18 protein-coding genes are annotated in these 22,610 nt (G+C 68.9%); 9 read left to right on the forward strand and 9 right to left on the reverse strand.

Annotated elements, in window-relative coordinates; all coding sequences use genetic code 11:
- Positions 1–110: 110 nt before the first annotated feature.
- On the forward strand, positions 111–935 hold the full coding sequence (locus ROY82_10625) for a Crp/Fnr family transcriptional regulator (GenBank protein ID MDT3682911.1): 825 nt from the start codon (positions 111–113) through the stop codon (positions 933–935).
- A gap of 22 nt (positions 936–957) precedes the next feature.
- Here ROY82_10625 and ROY82_10630 read toward each other — a convergent pair whose 3' ends face one another.
- From ROY82_10630 to ROY82_10645, 4 genes are all read right to left on the reverse strand, one after another.
- The gene (locus ROY82_10630; protein ID MDT3682912.1) at positions 958–1,548 is read right to left on the reverse strand and encodes an SCO family protein; all 591 of its coding nucleotides are present in this window, start codon (positions 1,546–1,548) and stop codon (positions 958–960) included.
- Between the two features lie 19 nt (positions 1,549–1,567).
- Positions 1,568–3,901 (reverse strand): PAS domain S-box protein, encoded by a 2,334-nt coding sequence (locus tag ROY82_10635; GenBank protein MDT3682913.1) that lies wholly within the window; start codon positions 3,899–3,901, stop codon positions 1,568–1,570.
- A gap of 122 nt (positions 3,902–4,023) precedes the next feature.
- Positions 4,024–6,168 carry a (Fe-S)-binding protein gene (locus tag ROY82_10640; protein MDT3682914.1) on the reverse strand — a complete coding sequence of 715 codons (2,145 nt, stop codon included), beginning with the start codon at positions 6,166–6,168 and terminating at the stop codon, positions 4,024–4,026.
- Between the two features lie 452 nt (positions 6,169–6,620).
- A complete protein-coding gene (locus ROY82_10645) occupies positions 6,621–7,214 on the reverse strand; it encodes a biotin transporter BioY (GenBank protein MDT3682915.1) in 594 nt (197 codons plus the stop codon).
- Between the two features lie 53 nt (positions 7,215–7,267).
- Between ROY82_10645 and ROY82_10650 the strand changes: the two genes are divergently transcribed.
- From ROY82_10650 to ROY82_10665, 4 genes are all read left to right on the forward strand, one after another.
- Complete coding sequence (locus tag ROY82_10650) at positions 7,268–7,762, forward strand: acyl-CoA thioesterase (protein ID MDT3682916.1); 495 nt, start codon at positions 7,268–7,270, stop codon at positions 7,760–7,762.
- A 174-nt stretch (positions 7,763–7,936) separates the two neighbouring features.
- The gene (locus ROY82_10655; protein MDT3682917.1) at positions 7,937–9,922 is read left to right on the forward strand and encodes a VWA domain-containing protein; all 1,986 of its coding nucleotides are present in this window, start codon (positions 7,937–7,939) and stop codon (positions 9,920–9,922) included.
- Between the two features lie 237 nt (positions 9,923–10,159).
- Entirely contained in the window at positions 10,160–12,235 is a 2,076-nt protein-coding gene (gene tkt, locus ROY82_10660; GenBank protein MDT3682918.1) for a transketolase, read from the forward strand.
- A gap of 368 nt (positions 12,236–12,603) precedes the next feature.
- Positions 12,604–14,289, forward strand: coding sequence for a DUF3352 domain-containing protein (locus ROY82_10665; protein MDT3682919.1), 1,686 nt, complete (start codon positions 12,604–12,606; stop codon positions 14,287–14,289).
- A 36-nt stretch (positions 14,290–14,325) separates the two neighbouring features.
- On the opposite strand, the gene coaE is transcribed toward ROY82_10665, so the two are convergent.
- Positions 14,326–15,015 (reverse strand): dephospho-CoA kinase, encoded by a 690-nt coding sequence (gene coaE / locus ROY82_10670; protein MDT3682920.1) that lies wholly within the window; start codon positions 15,013–15,015, stop codon positions 14,326–14,328.
- On the opposite strand from coaE, the gene ROY82_10675 reads away from it, so the two are divergent.
- Positions 14,990–16,339, forward strand: coding sequence for an HD domain-containing protein (locus ROY82_10675; protein MDT3682921.1), 1,350 nt, complete (start codon positions 14,990–14,992; stop codon positions 16,337–16,339). The genes coaE and ROY82_10675 overlap by 26 nt on opposite strands.
- Here the strand turns inward: ROY82_10675 and ribH are convergent.
- The 3 genes from ribH to galE all read right to left on the reverse strand — a co-directional run bounded on the left by ribH (position 16,336) and on the right by galE (position 18,793).
- Positions 16,336–16,839 (reverse strand): 6,7-dimethyl-8-ribityllumazine synthase, encoded by a 504-nt coding sequence (ribH, locus tag ROY82_10680; protein ID MDT3682922.1) that lies wholly within the window; start codon positions 16,837–16,839, stop codon positions 16,336–16,338. The two genes, ROY82_10675 and ribH, sit on opposite strands and share 4 nt — an antisense overlap.
- Positions 16,840–16,864: 25 nt before the next feature.
- On the reverse strand, positions 16,865–17,452 hold the full coding sequence (locus ROY82_10685; GenBank protein ID MDT3682923.1) for a hypothetical protein: 588 nt from the start codon (positions 17,450–17,452) through the stop codon (positions 16,865–16,867).
- Between the two features lie 357 nt (positions 17,453–17,809).
- Complete coding sequence (galE, locus tag ROY82_10690) at positions 17,810–18,793, reverse strand: UDP-glucose 4-epimerase GalE (protein ID MDT3682924.1); 984 nt, start codon at positions 18,791–18,793, stop codon at positions 17,810–17,812.
- A gap of 76 nt (positions 18,794–18,869) precedes the next feature.
- On the opposite strand from galE, the gene ROY82_10695 reads away from it, so the two are divergent.
- Positions 18,870–19,826, forward strand: a complete 957-nt coding sequence (locus ROY82_10695; GenBank protein MDT3682925.1) for a branched-chain amino acid transaminase — start codon at positions 18,870–18,872, stop codon at positions 19,824–19,826.
- 15 nt (positions 19,827–19,841) lie between these two features.
- Positions 19,842–20,693 (forward strand): DMT family transporter, encoded by an 852-nt coding sequence (locus ROY82_10700; protein ID MDT3682926.1) that lies wholly within the window; start codon positions 19,842–19,844, stop codon positions 20,691–20,693.
- Positions 20,694–20,716: 23 nt separating this feature from the next.
- On the opposite strand, the gene ROY82_10705 is transcribed toward ROY82_10700, so the two are convergent.
- Positions 20,717–20,914, reverse strand: a complete 198-nt coding sequence (locus ROY82_10705) for a hypothetical protein (protein MDT3682927.1) — start codon at positions 20,912–20,914, stop codon at positions 20,717–20,719.
- A gap of 364 nt (positions 20,915–21,278) precedes the next feature.
- Between ROY82_10705 and ROY82_10710 the strand changes: the two genes are divergently transcribed.
- Positions 21,279–22,574, forward strand: coding sequence for a thiolase family protein (locus ROY82_10710; GenBank protein ID MDT3682928.1), 1,296 nt, complete (start codon positions 21,279–21,281; stop codon positions 22,572–22,574).
- Positions 22,575–22,610: the final 36 nt, after the last annotated feature.

The raw sequence follows: 22,610 nt of genomic DNA on the forward strand, positions 1-22,610 counted from the left end.
CTGGGAAAGAGCCTGGTTTTCGAGCCGGCGCCATAGGCCCAAACCCAGTCGGGCTGGGCAAGTGATGGGGATTTCTCCCCCCTACTGTCGGTAATGCCTACAATGTGACCATGACGGCAGCCGCGGACGCCCACCACCGCGCCCCAAACCACCCCCTGGGGCCCGGCGGCATTGCAGACTCGCGTACCGCGCTGCATGACGGCGCCCTTCCCCCCACCCCACCGGAGGCGCCCACCGGTCTTACCGCGGCTCCCGTCATTCTCGATTTCGTTACGCCGCCGGAGGAACACCGGCAGGGAGAAGGGTCGTTCGCGGGTGTCTGGCGGCTTCCGGTAAGGGCCTACTCGCGCGGCGACAGGCTGTACGAAGCCGAGGCCACGGCGGAGGCCACCTACATCGTCGAGGCCGGGCTCGTCGCGCTGGAACTGAACGCACCCAGGCCCCGCATCGTCGCGCTGGCCGGCCCCGGAGACGTGGTCGGGGCCCTCGCGCCGGGCCATGGCGTCTACCTCGACAACGCCACGGCGCTCAGCGGCGAGGTTGCCGTCCGAGTGCTGGACGAGCGGGCTCAGGCTGAACTCTCGGCGTCCGAACTCTCCGCCCTGCTGCTGGGTGCCGCCGCCGCGAGGGTGGCCACGCTCACGCACGCGCTGGAGGACGGCGAGGAGCCGGTGCCGGCGCGCGTCGCCCGTGCGCTGCTCCGGCTCGGAACGCGCTTCGGTCAGACCATGGCAGACGGCACCGTGCGCCTCACGCTCCCCCTCACGCACGACACCCTGGCCGCCATGGTCGGCGCCGCGCGCGAGACCACCACCGCAGTCGTCTCGCAGCTACGCGAAGCGCACCTGGTAGACGGCACCCGCGGCAGCTACCGTATAAGGCCCGCCCAGCTGGCCGAGTTCGCTTTGGAAGCCGCGTTGGCGGCGGGGCGCTGACCGGGCTTAACGGCCTTCAAGCTCACAAGGTGCGCAACAGGGCCGGCAGGTCCTCACCCAGTTGCACCACCGCATCCTGACCGTAGATGTAGCGCAAGAAGCCCTGGCGGTCCACCACCGCCACCACGTCCGTGTGCGCCACGCTCGAACCGGCACCCGAGTAGCCCACGAAGAAAGCGCGCGCGGCCGCGGCCACCTGCGAGTTCGAGCCGCTGAGACCGACGAAGGCGGGGTTGTAACGCCCGAGGTACTCGGCCAACACCGCAGGCGTGTCGAAACCGGGGTCGACCGTCACCATCACGACGTCGAGGTCAGGCGGTGCGCCGGCCAGCTCGTACGCCCGTGCCAGGCGGGCCATCGTCAACGGGCACACGTCGGGGCAGCGCGTATAACCGAAGAAGACCAGCGTCACGGAGCCGCGGAAGTCCGCTGCCAGATCCACGGGCCTACCCGCAGTGTCCACCAGGTCGTAGCCCGAGACCTTCACCGGGTTCTTCAGTTCCGTGCCCGCCACCGCCGTCCGCGAGCTCAGGCGTGCTCCGAGCCAGAAAGCGGCGGAGCCCAACACTACCAGGGCCGCCAAACCCCAAACGAACTTCACGGCACCCTTCATGGGGCCAACTATACGAGGCTCAGCGCTTGGATTCGTGCTGCAGCATCTCGAAGAACGCCTCGACCACTCTCGGGTCGAAGTGCGAGCCGCTGCCCTCGCGGATGTACTGCTCCGCGCGCTCGCTCGGCCAGGCATCGCGGTACGGCCGGTCCGACATCAGCGCGTCATACACGTCCACGACGGCGAATATCCGCGCCGATAACGGGATCTGCTCGCCGCTGAGTTGACGCGGGTAACCGGTGCCGTCCCACTTCTCGTGATGGCAGTAGGGGATGTCGAGCGCGGGCCGCAAGAACTCGATGGGCGAGAGCAGCTCGTAGGCGAACACCGGGTGCTTGCGCATGAACTCGAACTCCTCGGAGGTCAGAGGGCCGCGCTTCAGCAGGATCTGATCCGGTATGCCCATCTTGCCGATGTCGTGGAGCAGCGCGCCGCGCTGGACGTGCACCAACTCTTCGGAGCCCACCCCCAACCGGCGTGCCAGCCTCACCGTCATGTCGGTCACGCGCTTGCTGTGGCCCGCCGTCTCCTCGTCCTTGAGGTCCAGCGCGTTTGCCCAGCCCTCGATGGTGCGGTCATAAGCGCGTTGCAACTCCTGGTTGCTGCGCTCAAGCGAGCGCACGAGTTGCGAGTTCTCCACCGCGATGGCGCCCTGGTCGGCGTACGTCTCCAAGAACTCCAGCCACTCCTCCGTCGGGTCCATCGGCCGCCTCGAGTAAAGCTCGATGACGCCCTGGAGCTGGCCCTTGGCCACCATCGGCACGGCCATGTACGACGCGTACTCCTGCTGCTGCTCGGGCTCGATTGCCGCCCCCCACAGCTCACCGTTGCGCAGTTCCGGGATGTACAAGGAGCGTTGGTCCTCGGCAGCGCGGCCGGCCGCGCCCTTGCCGAGGTCCACGCGGGCCCTCGCGCGCAGCTCGCTGCTGAAGCCCAGGCCCATCGCCGGCCGCAGGGCGTGGAGCTGCGGCTCGTACAGGAGGACCGCCACGGCGTCTATGTCCAGATCCTGCATGACCTGACCCATGAAGATGTCGAAGATCAACTTCACGTCCACGCTGTTGTTGATGGCCATGTCGATGCGCCTCAGAGACTGTAGGTGCGCCAGGCGCCTTCTCAGTTCCTCGTTCAATGCCCGCGTCTTCTCGACCACCGGCGCCCGGTCACCAACCAGCCGGTAAGTGAGGACGTACGCCCCCACGTGCGGGTCGTGGAGCAGGTTGGAGACGGAACCCTCGATCCAGTGGTATTCACCGGCGGCGTCGCGCACGCGAAGTCGCACCGCTTCGGTGGCCCCGGCGCGAGCCTCCACCATGTCGAAGGCGTCCGAGAGCGCGCCGGCATCGTCGGGGTGGACGATGTCGAGAAGAGGCGTACCGAGCAGGTCGGCCGCCGCGTAACCCAGGCGGTTCGGTTGGCGGTCCGCCAAACGGACCATGCGCCGGCGCCGGTTCAGCAACACGAGCCCCTCGTTGCTGCGCTCGAAGATCGCCCGGTAGTAAGCCTCGCTGGCACGAAGCCGACGAGCCTCGCGCAGGCGTTCAGTGGCGTCCCTGGCCTGCACGAGCAGGCCGCGGACGTCCGGGTCGTCGGACAGGTCTGTGACCGTCAACTCGAACCAGCGCCAACCGCCCGGCATGCGCACCCGAACGGCCAGGTTCACGTTCCGCAGCGGGCCGCTACCGGCCTGATAGCGGGGCGCGAGTGCAGACTGAGCGGCCGCCCTGTCGCGCGGGTGAACGAGCCGCCACAGGTCGAGTTCGCGGTGTTCGCCGGCCACCAAGCCCAACGCGGCCGCCATGGGTGACGCGTAGTCGATACGGCCATGGGAATCGACGACGAAGTAGACGTCGGGAGACCTCTCGAGGATCGCCCGGTAGCGCCGCTCCGTGCGGGGCAGGCGGGCCTCGGCCGGCCGTGCGCTGAGGGCGCGGCAAATGAGAACCGTGCGGCCGTCGTCCACCCTGAACGCGCTGACGGAGGCTGGTACTAGCCCGCCCTGTGGCCTCACGAGCTCGACCTCCAGCTCCAGTGGGCCGAGCCTGTCGGGCGCCACCACCAGCGCCAGGAGCGGCGCCGACACGGGAAGGAGGTTGACGAGCGGGATCCCGAGCAGCGCGCCGGGCCGCACCTGCATGAGAACCTCGGCGGCCTCGTTGACGGCCACCACCTGGTCACTGGCGTCGAGGACGATGACGCCGTCCTTCACCCGCTCGAACACCTCGGCCAGAAGCAGCGAACCTAGCTCCCTATGCGGCTGGTCATCGTCCCGACCCTCCGCGCCCATGGCGCCTCCCGCGCCACTGAGCTTGGTGGGTTCGTTGAGGATGGGGGAAGAACGGTTACGACCCACTGCTCGCGTCGCCTCCTGGACGCCGGGGGCACCCTAGTCCACCGGCGCCCGCAACCCCATAAGGATATGGGCTGCGGTCGATCCGCGGCTGATGAAGATGCCACTCTGCGTGTATATGCGTGTCAGTCGCCGCTTACACCCGTCGAGCCGCTGCCGGACCCCGCCCCTTGTTGCGGGGGTGGGGCGTGGTGGTCGAAGAAGGCCTGGATCCCGTCCAGCCTGGCGGCCACTATCTGGGCCACGTCGAGCACCTGGGGCGCGTTCTTCTCGTCGGCGCCGTCGCTCGACGACAGCATCACCTTGCAGAAGGGGCAGCCCGTGGCGATTACCTGGGCGCCGGTGGCGGCGGCCTCGTCGAAACGAACGTTCGAAACGCGCTCGTCGCCCTCTTCCTCTTCCTTCCAGAACTGTGCCCCGCCGGCACCGCAGCAGAACGAGTTGTTGCGGTTGCGCGGCATCTCCAGTAGCGTGTTGCCGCCACTGGCCAGCACGTTACGAGGCGCGTCGTACACGCCGTTGTGTCGTCCCAGGTAGCAGGGGTCGTGGAAGGTGATCGATCCGTCCAGCTTGAAGGCCGGGATACGCTGCTCGGCCATGAGCTGCTCGATCAGTTGCGTGTGGTGCACCACGCTGTAATCGCCACCCAACTGCGGGTAGTCGTTCAGGAGCGCGTTGTAGCAGTGCGGGCAGGTGGTCAACACCAGCTTGCGCTTGCTCTCGTCGAGCTTCTCGTCTATGAGGACCGAGTTCAGGGTCTCCACGTTCTCGGTGGCCAACTGGTAGTAGAGGTACTCGTTGCCGGCGCGGCGCGCGGGATCGCCCGTGCACTTCTCGGCCTTGCCCAGCACGGCGTAGTTCACCTTGGCCTGGTCGAGGATCCGCGCCATGGCCCTCGTGGTCTTCTGCGCCGCGGGGTCGTACGCCCCCGCGCAGCCCACCCAGAAGAGCACCTCGAAGTCCGGGTTCTCCTCCACGGTAGGCACGTCAAGGTCGTCGGCCCACTCCATGCGCTTGTCCTGGCCGATGCCCCACGGGTTGCCGCTGCGCTCCATGCCGCGAAAGGCGGTCTGCAACTCGGCGGGGAACTCGCCTTGCATCATCACCAGGTCGCGGCGGATGTCGATGATGTCGATCATCTGCTCGCAGCCCACCGGGCACACCTCGATGCAGGCGCCGCAGGCCGTGCAAGCCCACACGGCCTCGGCCGGGATGGCGAACTCGAGGAGCGGGCGTGGGCTCTGCTCGCCCGCGGCGAACGCGTCCACGTTCGCGTTCAGCTCGTAGCGCTTGTTGATCTCGAGCGCCGCCGGACTGAGGGCCTTGCCCGTCTGGTTCGCAGGGCACACGTTCGCGCAGCGGTTGCACTGGATGCAGGCGTAGGCGTCGAGGATCTGCGGGAAGCGCAGGTCTTCGAGCCTTGCCGCCCCGAACTGCTCGGCCTCCTCGTCCTCCAGGTCGACCGGCTCGAGCACGCCGAGGGGCACCTTCGCCAGCGCCTCGGTGCGGCGCTCGAACGCGAAGTTGACGGGCGCGGCGAAGAGGTGGATGTGCTTGGAACGCGGGAAGTACGGCAGGAACGCGAGGATGATGCCGAGGGCCAGCCACCAGAACACGTGCCAGCCGAAGATCCGCGCGTCACCCGGGCCGATGAGCCCCGCCACGAGGCTCGTGATCGGTTGGAACGCGTCGGCATGTGCGTGCGAGGCGAGGAGGAACGACTCGGCCAGCAGCCGCGACCCAACGTGAAGGAGGATGAAGCCCCCCACGATCAGGCTGTCGCGCTGCACGCCACCCGCAGCCACGTCCTCGTGGAGCTTCACCCGGCGACCGTGTTCGATGGTCTTGGGCTTCACGAGGAAGCGCCTGATCAGGAAGTACACCATCCCCACGAGGATCAAGAAGGTGAGGATGTCGGCCACCAGCCGGTACACGTCGCCCACCACGCCGAAGTGGAGGCGAGAGGTGAGGCCGACGGGCAGCAGGCCGTTCAGTGCGTCGACCGCGTTGACGGCGAGGTAGAGGATGAAGCCGTAGAAGATGAACGAGTGGAAGACGCTGGCAACTGGCCGGGCGCGGAACACCGTGGTCTGGCCCGCGGCGCGCATGATGCCGTCGAAGAGGCGCCGCGGCAGTTGGTTGAGGCGGGGAACGGGCCCCGTCTGCCCCCGAGCGATGACCCGCACGACCCGCCTGAACCCCAAGTACGTGAAGTAGAGGGAAACGGCGGCGAGTAGTACGAAGAGGATCTTCTCAGGGATGCTCAGCATTCGGGCGTCCTCCCGCGCCAGCGGGCGGGGCCGCTCGGCGTCGCAGTCTAGGCTCAGTCTATATGCGGCTGCCAGGGGACGGACCCGGAACGGGGTGGGCGCGTACAAGTCACGTCTGACACGGCTTGGAGCGCACGGTGAAAGAACGGTGTACGCGCTTGCGTAGCGTAGTCGCCACATCCGTCGCCGCTTAGGTCTAACATGGCGCTACCACGGAAAGGAGGTGGTCTTATTCAACGCATAGAAATGACCGGTGGAGGTGCCCGCCTAGGGTAGCCCAGAGCCGCCTCCTGGATGAGTCGGAACGTGAGGTTCCCCGAATTCCAGGCTGGCACCGACTCGCCCCCGACCTTCGGGCCGGGGGCGAGTTCTGTTTCGAGCCGGAAGCGGCCGGCGCATCCGGGCAGTGAGCAACCGGCGGACCCGGGTACGAAGCAGCCGGCGAAGTCCCCTCAGCGCCTACCGACGAACCTCCAGGCCGCCGGCAGGAGCGCCGTAGCCAAGCCCAGCTTGACGACGTCGCCCAGCAGGAACGGCAGGACCCCCACCTGCACCGCGCTCAGCCACGACCCACCGACGGCGGCGTGCAACCACACCAGGCCGAAGGCGTAGATGACGACGCTCGCGATGAGCATGCCGGCTGCCGCCCCCAACAGCGAGCGGTCCCAGCCGCGCTCGGCCAGGGCGCCGAGGAGCGCCGCGGCCGCCACGAAGCCGAGCAGGTAACCGCCGGTCGGCCCCAACACGTAGGCCACGCCCGCATGGCCACCCGTGAAGAGCGGCAACCCGACGGCGCCCAACACCAGGTACGCGCCGGTAGTCATGGCGCCCAGCCGCGCGCCGTAAGCGGCGCCCAGCAGGAGCACGCCCAGGGTCTGTCCCGTGAAGGGCACCGGGCCGAGCTGCAAGCGCACCTGCGCCAGCAACGCCAGCAGCGCCACGCCGGTCGCGACGAGGGTCACGGTGCGGAGCCCGCCCCGGGTGTTGGAGGCCGGGGTGGAGAGCAGGGTACTTACTAGCGTGGAGTGGCGGTTGGAGCTTGTCATGTTCTTGGCCTCCTCGGGCGAGACCGCAGGATACCAGCGCATATACTCGCCAGGTGCCAAACGATCCCTCCACCCCGAGGTCGTCCGACTGGGTGATCTCCGTCCACACCGCCTTCCCCAACATGGCCAACCCCCTCGGGACGCTCTTCGGGGGTCACGTCCTCGAGCTGATGGACATGGGAGCCGCCGTCGCTTCGCAACGCTTCTGCCGCAACGCCGTGGTGACGGCGTCCACCGAACCGATCGATTTCCGCAACCCCATCCACGTGGGCGAGATCATCGAGCTGAAGTGCCGCGTGGCCTGGACGGGCCGCACGAGCATGATCGTGCGCTGCGAGGTGCACGGCGAGAACCCCCTCACGGGCGAGCGTCGGCTCTGCACCATCGGGCACCTGAACTTCGTCGCCATCGGCGACGACGGCAGGCCCACCCCCGTACCGCAGTTGAAGGTGGAGACGGAGATGGAGCACCGGCACTGGGAGACGGGCCAGCGCGTGCGAGACGACCTGGAACGCCGCCGCTCGCGCAAGGCCTACGAACCCACCTGAGCCAGCCGTACCCGGCCTTCTCGGGGCGGAACGCACCGAAATGACGTGGGCCGCAACGCACTGATACCGATATGGGGTGCAGCCCACTGACGCCCCTGCGCGCGCGCCCTTAGCATTGGCTCAACACACGGGTCGACTATCAGTCCCGAGTTCACAGCAGTTAGAGGAGAACCAATGCGCACCGTCTCGTTCTCTCTGGCCGTACTTGTAGCGGTCATGTCACTCGCGCTGGCGCCTCGAGCCGCCGCCGAGAGCCACGTCGAGCTCATCCTCGACGCCTCCGGCTCCATGTTCAACAAGCTGGACGACGGCCGCTACCGGATAGTGGCAGCCAAGGACGTTCTCACCCAGCTGATCGCGGCGTTGCCGGAGACCGAGGGCCTCAACGTGGGCCTGCGAGTCTACGGCTCGGAACTCCGCGGGTCAGACCCGGGGTCGTGCGAGGACAGTCGGCTCTTCGTGCCGATAGACGGCGTGGACCGCCAGTTGCTGCTCGACACCGTGCGGAACACGCAGGCGCGCGGCTCGACTCCCATCGCGTACTCGCTGCAGCGCGCGGCCGAGGACTTGAGTGGCCGCACCGGCACCAAGGTCGTCGTGCTGATAACGGACGGCCTGGAGGCGTGCGGCGGCGACGTTCGCGGGGCGGCCGAGGCCCTCAAGGCGGCGGGCGTGGACCTCCGCATCATCGGCTTCGACCTGGACCCGCGTTCCGCCGCTAGCTTCGACGGCCTGGGCACGTTCGAGAACGCGGCGAGCGCCGCCGAACTCCTCTCGGCCCTCAACCGCGCGGTGGCGGTCGCGGCGACGGTGAAGGAGATCCCGACTTACAAGGTCACGGTGACCCTCACGCGTGGGGGCGAGCCCGTCGCCGAAGGCGCCACCGTGACCTTCGTGCCCGCCTTGGGCGACGCCTCACAGGGAGAGGGCTTCAAGCCGAGCGGTAACGGCGTCTTCGAGGCGCTGCTGCCGGCCGGCAACTACAGCGCGCAGCTGGCCGACGCGTTCGCGGAAGAGCCCGTGCTGGTCACGGGTATCGTGGTCATGCCCGAGGCGCGGAACGAGTTCACGTTCGAGCTCGCGCCAAAGCTGAGCGTCACGCTGACCCCGGAGACGGGCACGCCGAACGCGGGATCGATGCTCAGCGTGAGCTGGGAAGGCGCACCCACCACGGGCGACAGCTACATCGAACTCGGCGTCGAGGGCGAGGACCTCTACCTGGACACCATGCCGGCGCCCGGTGAAGCGGGCACGGTCGAGTTCCGCCTCCCGATGGTGACGGGCCCGCTCGAACTGCGGTTCCTGGTCCCGGGTCCCGACAACTCCTGGCCGGTGGCCGGCCGAACCACTATCGATCTGCAGGAGGTCACGGCCAGCCTCGACGCCCCTGACGAGGCGACGGCGGGTTCCGTGATAGAGGTCGCCTGGACGGGTCCCGACAACAAGGACGACTACATCACCGTGGTCGAGGCCGGCGCCCCGGAAGGAACGTGGATGCAGTTCGCGTACACCTCGGAGGGCAACCCCGTGAGCCTCAGGCTCCCCGAGGAGGCCGGCGACTTCGAGCTTCGCTACCAGGACGGCTACCAGGACACGACCCTGGCCAGCCGCCCGCTGACCCTCACGCCACAGACTGCGAGCTTCGTCGGCCCGGCGACCGCCATGGCCGCCTCCCAGGTGGAGATCGAGGTGACGAGCAGCACCGGCAACCCCGACGACTACTTGACGATCGTGCCGCCGACTGCGGAGGAGGGCGCGTACCTCGGCTTCACGTACGTGTCCGAGCCGGGCGTCTACTCGGTCACGGCCCCCGACGTCCCCGGGGAGTACGAGATTCGCTACCAGACCGGAGGCGAGGACAAGACGCTCGTCAGGCAGAAGATCACCCTCACCGAGGCCCACGCCACCCTCAGCGCGCCGGACGTGGTTGCGCCCGACGAGTTCTTCGACGTGACCTGGACGGGGCCGAACGGCGAGGGCGACTTCATCACCATCGTGCCGGTCGGCACGCCCGAGGGGGACTGGGGTTACAGCCTCAACACGAGCAGTGGCAGCACGCTGGAGCTCGAGGCGCCCGCCGAGCCGGGCGAGTACGAGGTGCGCTACGTCACGGGCATGAACACGTTGACGCTGGCGTCGAGGCCCATCACGGTCCGCTGACCTGGACCGCCGAGCCCAAGAGCCGGTCCCCAAGAACCCGATAGTCGGGGCCCGAGGACCCGCGAGCCCAGGCCCGCGGACTTGGGTATCGGACCCCGAGAGATCGGGAGTCGGATCCCGGGAGGTGGACGCCGACGAGCAACAAGCGTCCCCGACAACAACGCGCGGCCCTGGTATCGTGACGGGGCCGCGCGTTGCCGCCTTGGCGCGAGCGTGCGGCACCTGGAGGGACCCCACATGCCAGACCTCACTGCCCAGACCGACTTCGCGCTTGCCCAACGCTCCATAGACACCATCCGCGCCCTGACCGTAGACGCGACCCAGGCTTCGGGCGACGGCCACCCGGGCATGCCGATGGGCTCGGCGGGCATGGGTTACACGCTCTTCGCGCAGGCCATGCGCTACAACCCGAAGGATCCCAAGTGGCCCAACCGCGACCGCTACGTCCAGTCGGCCGGCCACGGCTCCATGCTCATCTACTCGCTACTGCACCTCACGGGCTACGACCTCCCGATGGAGGAGCTCAAGCGCTACAGGCAGTGGGGCTCGCGCACGCCCGGCCACCCCGAGTACGGTCACACGGCCGGCGTCGAGACGACCACCGGTCCCCTCGGCCAGGGGATCAGCACGGCGGTCGGGATGGCGCTGGCGGAGGCCCACCTGGCGGCGCGGTACAACCGGCCCGGCTTCGAGGTGGTCGACCACTTCACCTACGTCATCGCCTCCGACGGCGACCTCATGGAGGGCATCTCGAGCGAGGCCTCGTCGTTCGCGGGTCATCATGGCCTCGGCAAGCTGATCGTGCTGTACGACGACAACGGCATCTCCATCGACGGCTCCACGGGCATCACGTTCACCGAGGACGTCCCGGCGCGCTACCGCGCTTACGGCTGGCACGTGCAGGAGGTCGACGACGGCAACGACGTGGGGGCGCTCACGCAGGCCATCGCGGCGGCTCGCAACGAGCCCGCGCGCCCCAGCTTCATCGCCGTGCGCACGGTCATCGGCTACGGCTCTCCGCACCTGGCGGGCACCTCCAAGGTCCACGGCTCCGTGTTGGGCGAGGAGGAGGCCGCGGCGACCAAGGAGAACCTGGGCATAGACTGGCCGGCCTTCACCGTCCCGGAGGACGTTCTGACCCACATGCGCGGCGCCGTGGAGCGTGGAGCGCGCGACCAGGCGGAATGGGAGGCCATGTTCGAGCGTTACCGCGCCGCCCACCCCGAGCTGGCGGCCGAGTTCGAGCGCGTCATGGTAGGCGAGTTGCCGGCGGGCTTCGATCGAGACCTGCCCAGCTTCCCCGTGGGTAAGAGCCTGGCGACCCGCAAGGCGTCGCACGACGCCATCAACGTGCTGGCCAAGCGCATGCCGGAGCTCGTCGGCGGCTCGGCGGACCTCGCCGGGTCCAACTACACCGACATAGAGGGTGAGACGGCCATGCGCGCGGGCGATTACGCGGGCCGCATCATCCACTTCGGCATCCGCGAACACTCCATGGCCGCCATAGGCAACGGCCTCATCTTGCATGGGGGGCTAAGGCCGTTCGTGGCCACCTTCCTGATCTTCTCCGACTACCTGCGGCCCGCGCTGCGCCTCTCGGCGCTGATGGGCCAGGGCGTCGTCTACGACTTCACGCACGACAGCATCGGCCTGGGCGGCGACGGCCCCACGCACCAGCCCATCGGCGAGCTGATGGCCCTGCGCATGATGCCCGACCTGGACGTCATCAGGCCGGCCGACGCCAACGAGACCTCGCAAGCCTGGGCCCACGCCATCGCGTCTCGTTCACACCCCACGGCCTTCGCGCTCACGCGCCAGAACGTGCCCAACCTCGACGTTCCCGCCGGGGCGGTGGCGCGTGGCGCCTACGTGTTGGCGGAGGCCGGCGCGGCCGGTGGGCTTGCCGAGGGCGGGGCGGGCGCGACGGCAGGCCAACCCAGCGAGGCGGCGGACCCCGAGCTGCTCCTCATTGGGACGGGTTCGGAGGTTCAGCTATGCCTCGCCGCGCGCGACGTGCTCGAGGCCGAGGGCGTGCGCACGCGCGTGATCAGCATGCCTAGCATGGAGATCTTCGAGCGGCAGGAGCCGGACTACAAGGAAGCCGTCCTGCCCGCGGGGGTCCGCGCCCGCGTGACCGTGGAGGCCGGCGCCACCCTGGGCTGGGAGCGCTACGCCGGCGACCTGGGGGAGATCATCGGCGTCGACCGCTTCGGCGCATCTGCACCCGGCGACGTGGTCATGCGCGAGTACGGCTTCACCGCCGAGCACGTCGTCGAGGCGGCGCGCCGGACGCTGGCCCGCGCGCGGGCCTGACCTTCGCCCGGAGAGAACCAAGGGGAAGCGCGGCGGACGGCGATAGCGCTTCAGGGCCCTGCCGCCGCGCGCCCGGCGCTTCCCCTCCTAGTGCCGCTAACCCGCCACTAATGGGATATGCCTTACACTGCCCTTCGTGCCTCGATTCCCACGTCACTGGGCGCCGCAGCAACGAGCGGCGTCGAGGCTGCCAACGTCGGGCCCTGCCACGGAGCAGCACTAGCGCCAGCGCCCGAGACGAGACCGCAAACCGCACAGCGCACGCCGGTCCCCGCGCTTAGGCTAGTGGCGCGAACCGCTCAGGAGGAACGATGAACCGCAATGGAAGACGACCTACATCTGCCCGGCCGCTAAGAAGTCTGGTCGCCGTGCTCGTCGCAGCAGCATTTCTCGCGGCGGCAACGGCTCAGTCGCTGGCGGCACTACTCCCATCCGAGACCCTCGCAGCCGTCGGGGTGCAGGGCCTCGCCCAGCACAAGGACCAGTTGCAGCCGTTCATCGACGAGTGGGACCGGCTCGGCCTCACGGATCTGCTGGAGCAGAGCGGAGGCGATGCGGTCGGCGACGAGATTCCTGCCGACCTGCAAGGGATGAACCTCTTCGACGTCCTCGGTGACGAGGTGTGGATCGGCGTATCCGCCTCGAGCGTCAGCCCCGTCCCTGCGGTGACGGTGGTGGGGCGCATGTCCGACAAGGCGGCCGCTCTCCTGAGCAGCAGCTTGGCCGAGGAGAACGCCGGCAGTGAGGTGCAGACGCTCACCGAGGGCAAGATCGAGTTCAAGGTCTACACATCAGACGACGACGAGATGCCCGTCGCCATGGCCCAGGACGGGAACTTCCTGGCCTTCTCCACCAACCCCGACGCCTTGCGCGGCGTGCTGCGCCGCTACCAGGGCGCCAAAGAGCCCAACTTCACCGACTCCAAGACCTACTCCTCCACCCTGGCCGCCATCTCCCCGGCGCTCGTGTCCTTCGTGATCGACCTGCCGGCGGTGGTGGACGTGGTCATGCCGTTCGCGAAAGGCATGGGCTTCGACCAGAGTGCCCAACGCGTCGCGAACATGCTCAAGACCATGGGCGTCTTCGCCACCACCGTTCGGCTCACGGACGCCGGCGTCGAGACCCTGTCGCTGCACGCCCTAGGCGACCGTTCCCTCGACCCGGCCCTCTTCGACCTGCTTTCGAACAAGACCGGGTACCCAAGTGCGGTCCTGAGCTTCGTTCCCGACTCGGCGGTGGGAGTCCAGGCCGGCGCCACGGACATCCCCGCCATCTGGGCCTACCTGAACCAGCTCGTGGGTCAGCTGCCCGAGCTTGGCATAAGTGACCTCGACTCGTTCATCAGCGATAACCTGGGGCTGGACCTCAACCTCATGCTCTTCGGCTGGATGGGCCCCGGCACGGCCAGCATCACCATCAGCAGCCCCGCGGCCACCCAACCGGGCATCACGCCCGAGAACCTCCTCGGCGACTCCGTTTACCTGGTGGCCGTCAAGGACGAGGCCGCCGCTGCGGCCGGGCTCTCGCAGTTCCTGACCATGGCGACCTCCATGGGCGCGTCGTTCGTTGCGCCCGACAGCGATTCCGGGATGGTCCAGCCCACCACGCGCCAGTCGTCGGGCGTAGACGTGACGTCGTACGCGGTCGGCGACGGCCTCACGTTCGAGACGGCGTTCACGGACGGCTACCTGCTCATCGCGACGTCCAGCGGGGCCATGGACGCTTCACTCGCCGCGCATGCCAGTCACCGCAGCGGCCTGGCGGGCGCGCTCGCCCCGCTGCAGAAGAACGTGCCTGCGGGCGCCACGACCATGGCGCTCTCGAACGACCAGGCAAGCCTGCGGACGCTGGCCGACACGCTGCTCTCGCAGCTTGGCCTGGCGGCCGGCATGACCGGCAGCGAGGACCTCGACTTCGACGCGGTGGAGGCCACGGGCGACGCCCTCACCCAGTTCGTCAACTTCGTCGCCGACCGCCTCGGCGGCTCGTACTCCTACCAGGTACCCGACGGAAACGTGATTCGCGGCTACGGCCTGCTGAGCGTCACCTGGTAGTCCGGGGCCGTAACGCCTGGTAACGACTAAGCGCTCCTACCCTGGTGGCGCACCGACCGGCGAGCGAGCATAGAGCTCCTCCCAGAGGTGCGTCACCTCTTGCTTCAGGGCCTCGGGCGTGCCCGAGTTGTCGACAACGTAGTCGGCGCGCCGCGCCTTCTCGTCCAGGGGCAGCTGCGCTGCGTCACGCGCCAGCGCGTCGGCGCGGCTCATGCCGGAACGTCGGGCCAGCCGCGCCAACCGCGCTTCCAGCGGGGCGTACACCACCACCACCACGTCCACGTCCGCGTCCAGCCCCACCTCGAAGAGCAGGGGTACGTCATGGACGACGACGCGTGGCATGGGCGAGGCGGCCGCCGCCTCCGCGTCCAGCCGCCGCCGCCGCTCGGCGACCCAGGGATGAACGATGCCGTCCAACAGGGCGCGAGCCGCCGGGTCTTCGAACACTCGGCGGGCCGTGGCGGCGCGGTCGAGCGCCCCCGCGACGACGAGTTCCGACCCCAGCTGCTGCCGTATCCGCTCGAGGACGGCGGGATCGTCGGTGGCCTGGCGCGCCAACGCGTCGGCGTCGATGACGACCGCGCCGCGCGCAGCCAACAACCTCGCCACGCTCGACTTCCCGGAACCGATGTTGCCCGTAAGCCCCACGCGCAAGGGGCGCCCCCGGCCGTCTAGAGTAGGGCCAAGGGAGGCGCGCGCGGTGTCCGTTCCTGACTTGCTCGACACGCGTCAGTTTATGCCGTGGCCGGAGGGTGCCGCCTTGGTGGGCGGGGCGGTGCGCGACGCGCTGCTGGGCCGGCCCGCCACGGACCTCGACTGGTTGGTGGCAGACCCAGCGGCAAGCTCGCGGAGGCACGCCGAGCTGCTGGGCGGTTCTCGTTTCCTCATGGACGAAGAGAGGCGCCACTGGCGCGTTGCACTGCCTCACGGCGCCGTTCACGACTTCGTTCCCCTGAGAGCTGGGGCAAGGTCCCTCGAGGAGGACCTCCGGCTCCGCGACCTCACCTTCAACGCCATGGCGCTCACTGAAGCCGGCACGCTGGTAGACCCTACGGGCGGCCGCCAGGACTTGGGCCGCAAGTTGGTGCGCATGACTTCCCTCGCGTGTCTCAACGCCGACGCGGTGCGGCCCTTGAGGGTGGTGCGTTTCGCCGCGACACTCGCGTTCGACATCGAAGACGAGACCCGGGCGGGCGCAAGGGAGGCCTTCGAGGCGCAGCGCGGCGGCCACGCGCCTGCGCCCGCTTGGGAGCGCGTCAGCGCTGAGCTGCAGGCCATCGTCGCGTCGCGTTACGCGGCGCGCGGCTTCGCGTTGCTCAAGGCGTCGGGTGGCATGGCGCTCTACCTGCCGGAGCTCGAGCTGGGCCGCGGCGTGAACCAGGGCGCGTTGCACCATCTCGACGTGCTCGACCACCAGCTCGAGACCCTGAACCAGTTGCTTCAGGGCTTCCCCGACGCGGGGCCGGCGCTGCGTTGGGCGGCGCTCTTGCACGACGTCGGCAAGCCTGCCTGCGTGGGTCGGTCGCCCGCGGGAACCCCGACCTTCTACGGTCACGACAAGGTCGGTTCGGAGATGGTGCGGGAACTGTTGCAGCGCCTCAGGCTGCCGAACGACCTGGTATCCAAGGCGACGGCGTTGGTGCGCTACCACATGCTGCCCCTGCCGCGCGGCGAACGCGCAGTGAGGCGCTTCGTTCACCGCAGGAACGAACTGCTCCCCGACCTCCTCAAGCTCATGCTGGCCGACCGCGAGGCGGCGCGGGGCCGCGCGGCGCACGAGCAGGCGCGCGTGGCGTACCGCATCCAGGTGTCGTCGGTGTTGGCGGAGCTGGAGACCCAGCCGAGCACCCCCCCGCTCATGAACGGTGACGAGGTGATGGCGCTGCTCGGTATCGAGCCCGGCCCGCGAGTGGGCGAGTCGCTGGCGCTACTCAGCGAGTCTCAGGCGCTGGGGGACGTTCGTGACCGCGGCGACGCCGAGGCCCTGCTCCTGCGCTACGCGGCCGCGCAAGGTTGGACGCGTGAACGCGCCGCTTCGCGCCAACGCTAAGCCCGCTTGACTTTGCTCGGCGCTAGACCGGGCCGCGCTGCAAGGCCCTTGAGCAGGGTGACCATCTCGGTGGCTGCGGCCGCGGCTTCGGCTCCCTTGTTGCCTGCCTTGCCGCCCGCGCGGTCGAGGGCCTGTTCCATGGTGTCGGTGGTCACCACGCCGAAGATCACCGGCACGCCGGTGCGTTGGCCGGCCTGCGCCACGCCGCTCGCCACCATGCTGCAGACGTGATCGTAATGGCTCGTCTCGCCCCTTACGACGGCGCCCAGCGCGATCACGGTGTCGAAGCCGCCCGAGGCGGCCATCTTCTCGGCCACCAGCGGGATCTCGACGGCGCCCGGGACCCACGCCACGGCGATAGCCTGCTCGTCGGCGCCCATGCGCTTCAGGGCGTCGAGCGCGCCGCTCAGGAGCCGAGCGGTGACGAGTTCGTTGAACCGGCTGACGACCACGCCGAAGCGCAGGCCCGTGGCTGCAAGGGTACCTTCGTACACTCTCATGCCTGCCAGCTTAGCTGCCGGTGAGCTACTGGAGGACTACGTCGAGGACGATGTCGTCGACCGAGGACTGGACAGCGTAGGTCGCCTCTTCGTCCGGGAAACGCACGGTGAAGACGTTCCAACCGGGTTGAAGCGACAGCTCGCTACCGCTTCCTGCGATGGTGGCGGCCTTGTCGACGTAGAGCAGCGTGAAGAAGCCGACCGGCGACTCGAGGCTGGCGATGCCGATGTAGAAGCGGTCCACCACGCGGTCGAACACGTGGTTGCCGTTCTGATCGACGTACATGTTGAAACGGCCCACGGCGACGTTGACGTCGTCGGGGCTCACGCGGTACTCGTTCTGGAGGCCCGGGAGGATGACGCTCCCCGAGCGGAAGGGCTTGAGTTGGTCTTCGGGCAATGGCCCCGGTGTCACGCGGAACGTGCCACCCACCGGCTCGACCGACGCCACCTCCAGGCCCCAGACGTTGTCGACGTCGACAACGTGGATGGCCACGCGGGTGCCCTCTGCCAGCGGCCCATCACTCTTCACGATGCCGCTCATGACCGCGCCCGTCTGCGCCGAGGCCAACGCGACCAGCGCAAGCAGGGCGGTGAGAAGTAGTCGTTTCATTGCACGCTCCAAGTGTTCAAGATTAGCACGCCGGTACCCTATTTCCGGGCAAGCTCGAGCGTGAGCCCCGCGGCGCTCGGCGACCGTCGCGGCCGCGTGCCGAAGGTAGTGAGTGAGGCTCATACGCCTGTTCTCGCGGTTGCCTTCACGTCGCAACAGGTCATATCACATCTTCCGATAAGGCCGGTGCCTCCTGGGTGAGTGCCGTGCCGCCCCGTTTCATCGGGCCCTCACGCAGCGCGTCCTCACGAACGGGCCCTCGCGCAGCGGACCCCAACGCAGCGGGCCCTCACGCAGCGGGCCCTAACGCATGAAGCCCCCAACGCGAGGAGTGGGGCAGTAGCGGCTCGGTCTTGTTCAGCGGCCGCCATACCCACCGGGGTGGCGGCTGTGCCACTCCCAGGCGGTCCTCACCAGGGCCTCCAGGTCGTCGAACCTTGGGGCCCAGCCCAGGTCGGCGCGAGCACGGGAGCTGTCGGCCACCAGGATCGGCGGGTCGCCCGCGCGGCGTGGCGCCTCGACGACCGGTATGGCGTGGCCGGTAACGCGGCGGCACGCTTCGATGACCTCGCGGACGGAGTAGCCGGTGCCGCTGCCGAGGTTGTAGGCGGTGGCAACTCCAGGGACCATCGCCTCCAGGGCCAGCACGTGAGCGTCTGCCAGGTCACTGACGTGGACGTAATCGCGGATAGCGGTGCCGTCGGGGGTGGCGTAGTCGTTGCCGAAAACGTGGACGGCCTCCCGCTGCCCCGCCGCGACCTGCAACACGATGGGTATCAGGTGCGTCTCGGGACGGTGATCCTCACCGAGGGTGGGCGTGGCGCCCGCCGCGTTGAAGTAGCGCAGGGCCACCGATGCCAACCCGACCGTCGACGCCAGCCAGCCGAGAGCCGTCTCGATCATCAGCTTCGTCTCGCCGTAGACGCTCTCGGGCCGTAATGCCGCCGCCTCGGGAATGGGCGCCGCCTCCGGGGTGCCGTAGACCGCCGCCGTCGACGAGAGCACGAACCTGCTCACGCCGCGCCTCACGGCGGAGTCCAAGAGCGCGAAGGTGGCGGCCGTGTTGGCGAGGAAGTACTTGGTGGGTTTGGTCATGCTCTCGCCGACCAGGGACGCCGCGGCGAAGTGCACGACGGCCTCCACGTCGTGTTGCACCAGCGCGTAACCGACCATCTCGTCGTCGGCCACGCTGCCGTGAACGAACGGCACGCCGTCAGGGACCGATTCGCGGTGCCCGGTCGACAGTTCGTCGAGGACGACGACCTCGTGGCCGCGTTCCAGAAGCGCGGATACGGTTACGGAGCCGATGTAACCGGCGCCCCCGGTGACCAGGACGTTCACAGCCACGAGTCTAACGTCTCGTCTCTCCCGTGGTTCGTGCGCGATACTGTTACGCAGCGACAGGAGGGCAGTACACATGAGCACGGCAAGCGGCTCCGCACGACCGACGAAGCTCCTCAACGACGCAGGTCTGATCTGGTTCGACGGTGAACTGGTGCCCGAGGAGAAGGCCCAGGTGAGCGTGTTGACGCACGCCCTCCACTACGGAACGAGCGTGTTCGAGGGGCTGCGCGCCTACGAGACCCCGCGCGGGACCGCGGTCTTCCGCCTGCCCGAGCACTCGCGCAGATTGCTCGACTCGGCCAAGATCCTCGGCATGCGCCCCGAACTGACGGCCGAGCAGGTCTCGGCCGCGGTCCTGGCAACACTGAAGGCCAACGACCGCAAGCACGCCTACATCCGGCCCCTGATCTGGTACGGCTCCGAGACCCTCGGCGTCAACCCCGAACGCAACCAGTTGCACTTCATGGTGGCCACGCTGCCGTGGGGTAGCTACTTGGGCGAAGAAGTCATCCGTAAGGGCGCGCGGCTCATGACCAGCTCGTGGCGCCGCTCTTCCGGCGACATCCTTCCGACGAAGGCCAAGGCGGGCGGCAACTACGTGAACTCGGTGCTGGCGAACATGGAGGCCAAGTCGAACGGCTTCGACGAGGCCCTGCTCCTCGACAAGCAGGGCTTCGTGGCCGAGGGCTCGGGTGAGAACGTGTTCATCGTCAAGGGAGGGGTGGTGCAGCCCATCGCGCACTCGGTGAACCTGCGCGGGATAACCCGCGACAGCATCATCCGCATCGCCGAGTCGATGGACGTGCCCGTGGAGGCGGTAATGGCCACGCGCGACGAGCTGTACACGGCAGACGAGGTCTTCTTGGTGGGCACGGCGGCGGAACTGACGCCCGTCGGCAGCATCGACCGCAGGCCGATCGGGACCGGCGCAGCGGGGCCACTATCGCTGCGGCTTCGAGAGCGCTTCCTGCAGGTCGTTCACGGCGAGGTGCCCGAGTTCGACCAGTGGCTGACTTACGTCGACGGTTGAGCCGCGCGTGGCCGCGTGACCGCCATCGCCCTCGGCCTCGTTCTGGCCTCGGCGGTCCTGCACGCCACCTGGAACCTGCTGGCCAAGCGCTCCCGCGGCGGCGCGGAGTTCATCTGGCTGTTCGCCTGCCTCACGCTGGTCGTGTACGGCCCGCTGGTGTTGGTTTACGTGCTGGTGGCGCGCCCGGTCTTCACCTGGCAGCACGCCGCGCTGGCGCTGGGCTCGAGCGTCATGCACGTGCTCTACTTCGTGAGCCTGCAGCGCGGTTACCGTCTGGCCGACCTCTCGCTCGTCTACCCCACCGCCAGGGGCAGCGGGCCCATGCTGGCGACCATCCTGGCGGTGCTGGTGCTGGGCGAGAGGCCCGGTGCTCAGGCACTGGTGGGCACCGGCCTGGTGGTCGTGAGCGTGTTCGTCCTGGCCGGCGGCAAGACGAGCGCCGCCGCCAGGCCCGGCCTCATCTATGGGCTACTGACCGGGTTGTTCATCGGGTGCTACACGGTCTACGACGGTTATGCCGTCAGCAGGGCAGGTGCGGTGCCGCTACTGTACACGTACACGGCCGAGATCGGCCGGACGCTCATGTTGCTTCCCCTGGTGATCCGGCGCCGGCCTCAACTGCGCGAAGCGTGGCAGTTCCACAAGCGCGAGGCGCTGGGCATAGCCGTCCTCAGCCCGCTGGCCTACTTGTTGGTGCTGACGGCCATGCAGTTCACGCCCATCAGCCTAGTGGCACCGACGCGCGAGGTGAGCATCCTGATCGCCACGTTCTTGGGCGTCAGGGTCCTGTCGGAGGGGCACGCCAAGCGGCGTGCGCTGGGGGCACTCGGGATGGTGGCGGGCGTCACTCTGCTGGCGCTGGCGTGACGCCCGGGTCGGCGCGCAGCCGGTCAGCGCGCGCTGCGGCTCTTGTTGCGCCACCTGCGCGAGCGGGCCCGTACCGACGTGCCCTGGTTCGCCCAGTAGTGGTCCTGGCGCGGCGAGCGCTCACCGTCGAGGTAACCGGCGCGGCGCAGGTCGTCGGCGCCGCCGCCCACGGTCGTGGTCGAGGAGATCTCCAGGAAGTCGAGTGTGCTGTTGTTGTACATCGTTCTGCTCCTTCGGTCTCTGGGCGCGACGGGCGCGCCCGAGTACGCACCCGTACCGCCGGGTGCAGTGAGAATCTTGGTGTCTTCTGGGGGAGCGCGTTGGTTATCCGCGCTTCCATCACTTGCCCGAGCGTTTCGGAAAGGGCGCTCAAGGGCCTTGCCAGTTACCGTCAGGGCGCGGCTTGCGCCCGAACGGGTAGTCTACCAGATCCGGAGGCAGTTGGTCGAGCCCGGCCGCACCAAGTCGGGCCCGGCCCGAACGAATCGAGCCCGGCCGCACCCGGTCCTGCCCAGGGCGATCAGGTTCGGCGTCTTACTACTGCGCGGTACTTGAGTACCTGGTGCGCCACCAGAAGGAGGTCTCATGCGAGAGAGCGTGCGCGGGCGATCTGAACGCGAGGTAGTCATCGTCAGCGCCGTCCGGACGCCCGTCGGCCGCCTCGGCGGCGCGCTGGCGAGCGTAAGGCCGGACGACCTGGCGGCCCTGGTGATCCGCGAGGCCCTGGCTCGGGCAGCCACGGACGATCTCGAGGTGGAGGAGGTGTACCTCGGCTGCGCCAACCAGGCGGGCGAGGACAACCGCAACGTGGCCCGCATGGCCACTTTGCTGGCGGGGCTCCCGGAGACAACGCCCGCAGTGACGGTCAACCGCCTCTGCGCCAGCGGCCTGACCGCCGTGAACATGGCCGCGCGCGCCATCTTGGCGGGCGAGGGGAGCGTGTACGTGGCCGGGGGCGTGGAGAGCATGACCAGGGCGCCTTACGTGCTGGCTAAGAACCCGCGGCCGTTCGGCCCGCCGGGCAACCGGACCGCGTTCGATACCTCGCTCGGCTGGCGCTTCCCGAACCCGCGCCTGGCCGACCTCTACCCGCTGGAGGCCATGGGCGAGACCGCCGAGAACATCCACGAACTCAGCCTCGAGGGCGGCGTGGCCGGCGGCGAGATCTCGCGGGAGGAGCAGGACCGTTTCGCGCTGTTGAGCCACCAGCGCGCCGTCGCGGCGATGAACGCCGGGCGTTTCGACGACGAAATCATGGCAGTGGAGGTGCCCGCGGGTAAGGGTGCCGTCGAGCGGTTCGGGCGCGACGAGCACCCGCGCTACGAGGCCAGGGGCGACGAGTTGGTGGTGACGACGGACCTGGCCTCCCTCGCCAGGCTGAAACCGGCGTTCCGGGCGGGCGGCACCGTGACGGCCGGCAACTCGTCGGGGATGAACGACGGCGCCGCCGCCCTGGTGCTCATGAGCGCCGAGCGCGCCGCCGACCTCGGGCTGCGGCCGCTCGCCAGGTGGCGGGCGTCGGCGGCCAGCGGCATAACGCCGCGCCTGATGGGCCTGGGTCCGGTGGACGCCAGCCGCAAGGCCCTGGCGAGGGCCCGACTGGCGCTGAGCGACCTCGACCTGATCGAGCTCAACGAGGCCTTCGCCGTGCAGGCCCTCGCCGTCATGCGCCAGTTGGGCCTGAGCGAGGAGCGGGTGAACGTCAACGGCGGCGCCATCGCCATCGGCCACCCCCTCGGGTGCTCCGGCGCCCGCATCCTCACGACGCTGGTGCACGAGCTGGCGCGCAGGGCCGCCACCGGCACGGCCCGTTACGGCCTGGCTACGCTGTGCGTCGGCGTCGGGCAGGGCGAGGCAACGGTGGTCGAGGCGGTGCCTTGAGCGCGGGCCCGGGTACTTCACACCGCGCTACCACCG

Origin of the sequence: Truepera sp., assembly GCA_032027045.1 — a bacterium.
Taxonomy (GTDB): Bacteria; Deinococcota; Deinococci; order Deinococcales; family Trueperaceae; genus JAAYYF01.

What these genes read in the sequence shown, in the direction of transcription:
- ROY82_10710 (MDT3682928.1), top strand. Translation starts at nt 21,279, where the DNA reads ATGCGAGAGAGCGTGCGCGGGCGATCTGAACGCGAGGTAGTCATCGTC.
- ROY82_10685 (MDT3682923.1), bottom strand. Translation starts at nt 17,452, where the DNA reads ATGAAACGACTACTTCTCACCGCCCTGCTTGCGCTGGTCGCGTTGGCC.
- ROY82_10655 (MDT3682917.1), top strand. Translation starts at nt 7,937, where the DNA reads ATGCGCACCGTCTCGTTCTCTCTGGCCGTACTTGTAGCGGTCATGTCA.
- ROY82_10625 (MDT3682911.1), top strand. Translation starts at nt 111, where the DNA reads ATGACGGCAGCCGCGGACGCCCACCACCGCGCCCCAAACCACCCCCTG.
- ROY82_10645 (MDT3682915.1), bottom strand. Translation starts at nt 7,214, where the DNA reads ATGACAAGCTCCAACCGCCACTCCACGCTAGTAAGTACCCTGCTCTCC.
- ROY82_10630 (MDT3682912.1), bottom strand. Translation starts at nt 1,548, where the DNA reads ATGAAGGGTGCCGTGAAGTTCGTTTGGGGTTTGGCGGCCCTGGTAGTG.
- tkt (MDT3682918.1), top strand. Translation starts at nt 10,160, where the DNA reads ATGCCAGACCTCACTGCCCAGACCGACTTCGCGCTTGCCCAACGCTCC.
- ROY82_10695 (MDT3682925.1), top strand. Translation starts at nt 18,870, where the DNA reads ATGAGCACGGCAAGCGGCTCCGCACGACCGACGAAGCTCCTCAACGAC.
- ROY82_10640 (MDT3682914.1), bottom strand. Translation starts at nt 6,168, where the DNA reads ATGCTGAGCATCCCTGAGAAGATCCTCTTCGTACTACTCGCCGCCGTT.
- ROY82_10705 (MDT3682927.1), bottom strand. Translation starts at nt 20,914, where the DNA reads ATGTACAACAACAGCACACTCGACTTCCTGGAGATCTCCTCGACCACG.
- ribH (MDT3682922.1), bottom strand. Translation starts at nt 16,839, where the DNA reads ATGAGAGTGTACGAAGGTACCCTTGCAGCCACGGGCCTGCGCTTCGGC.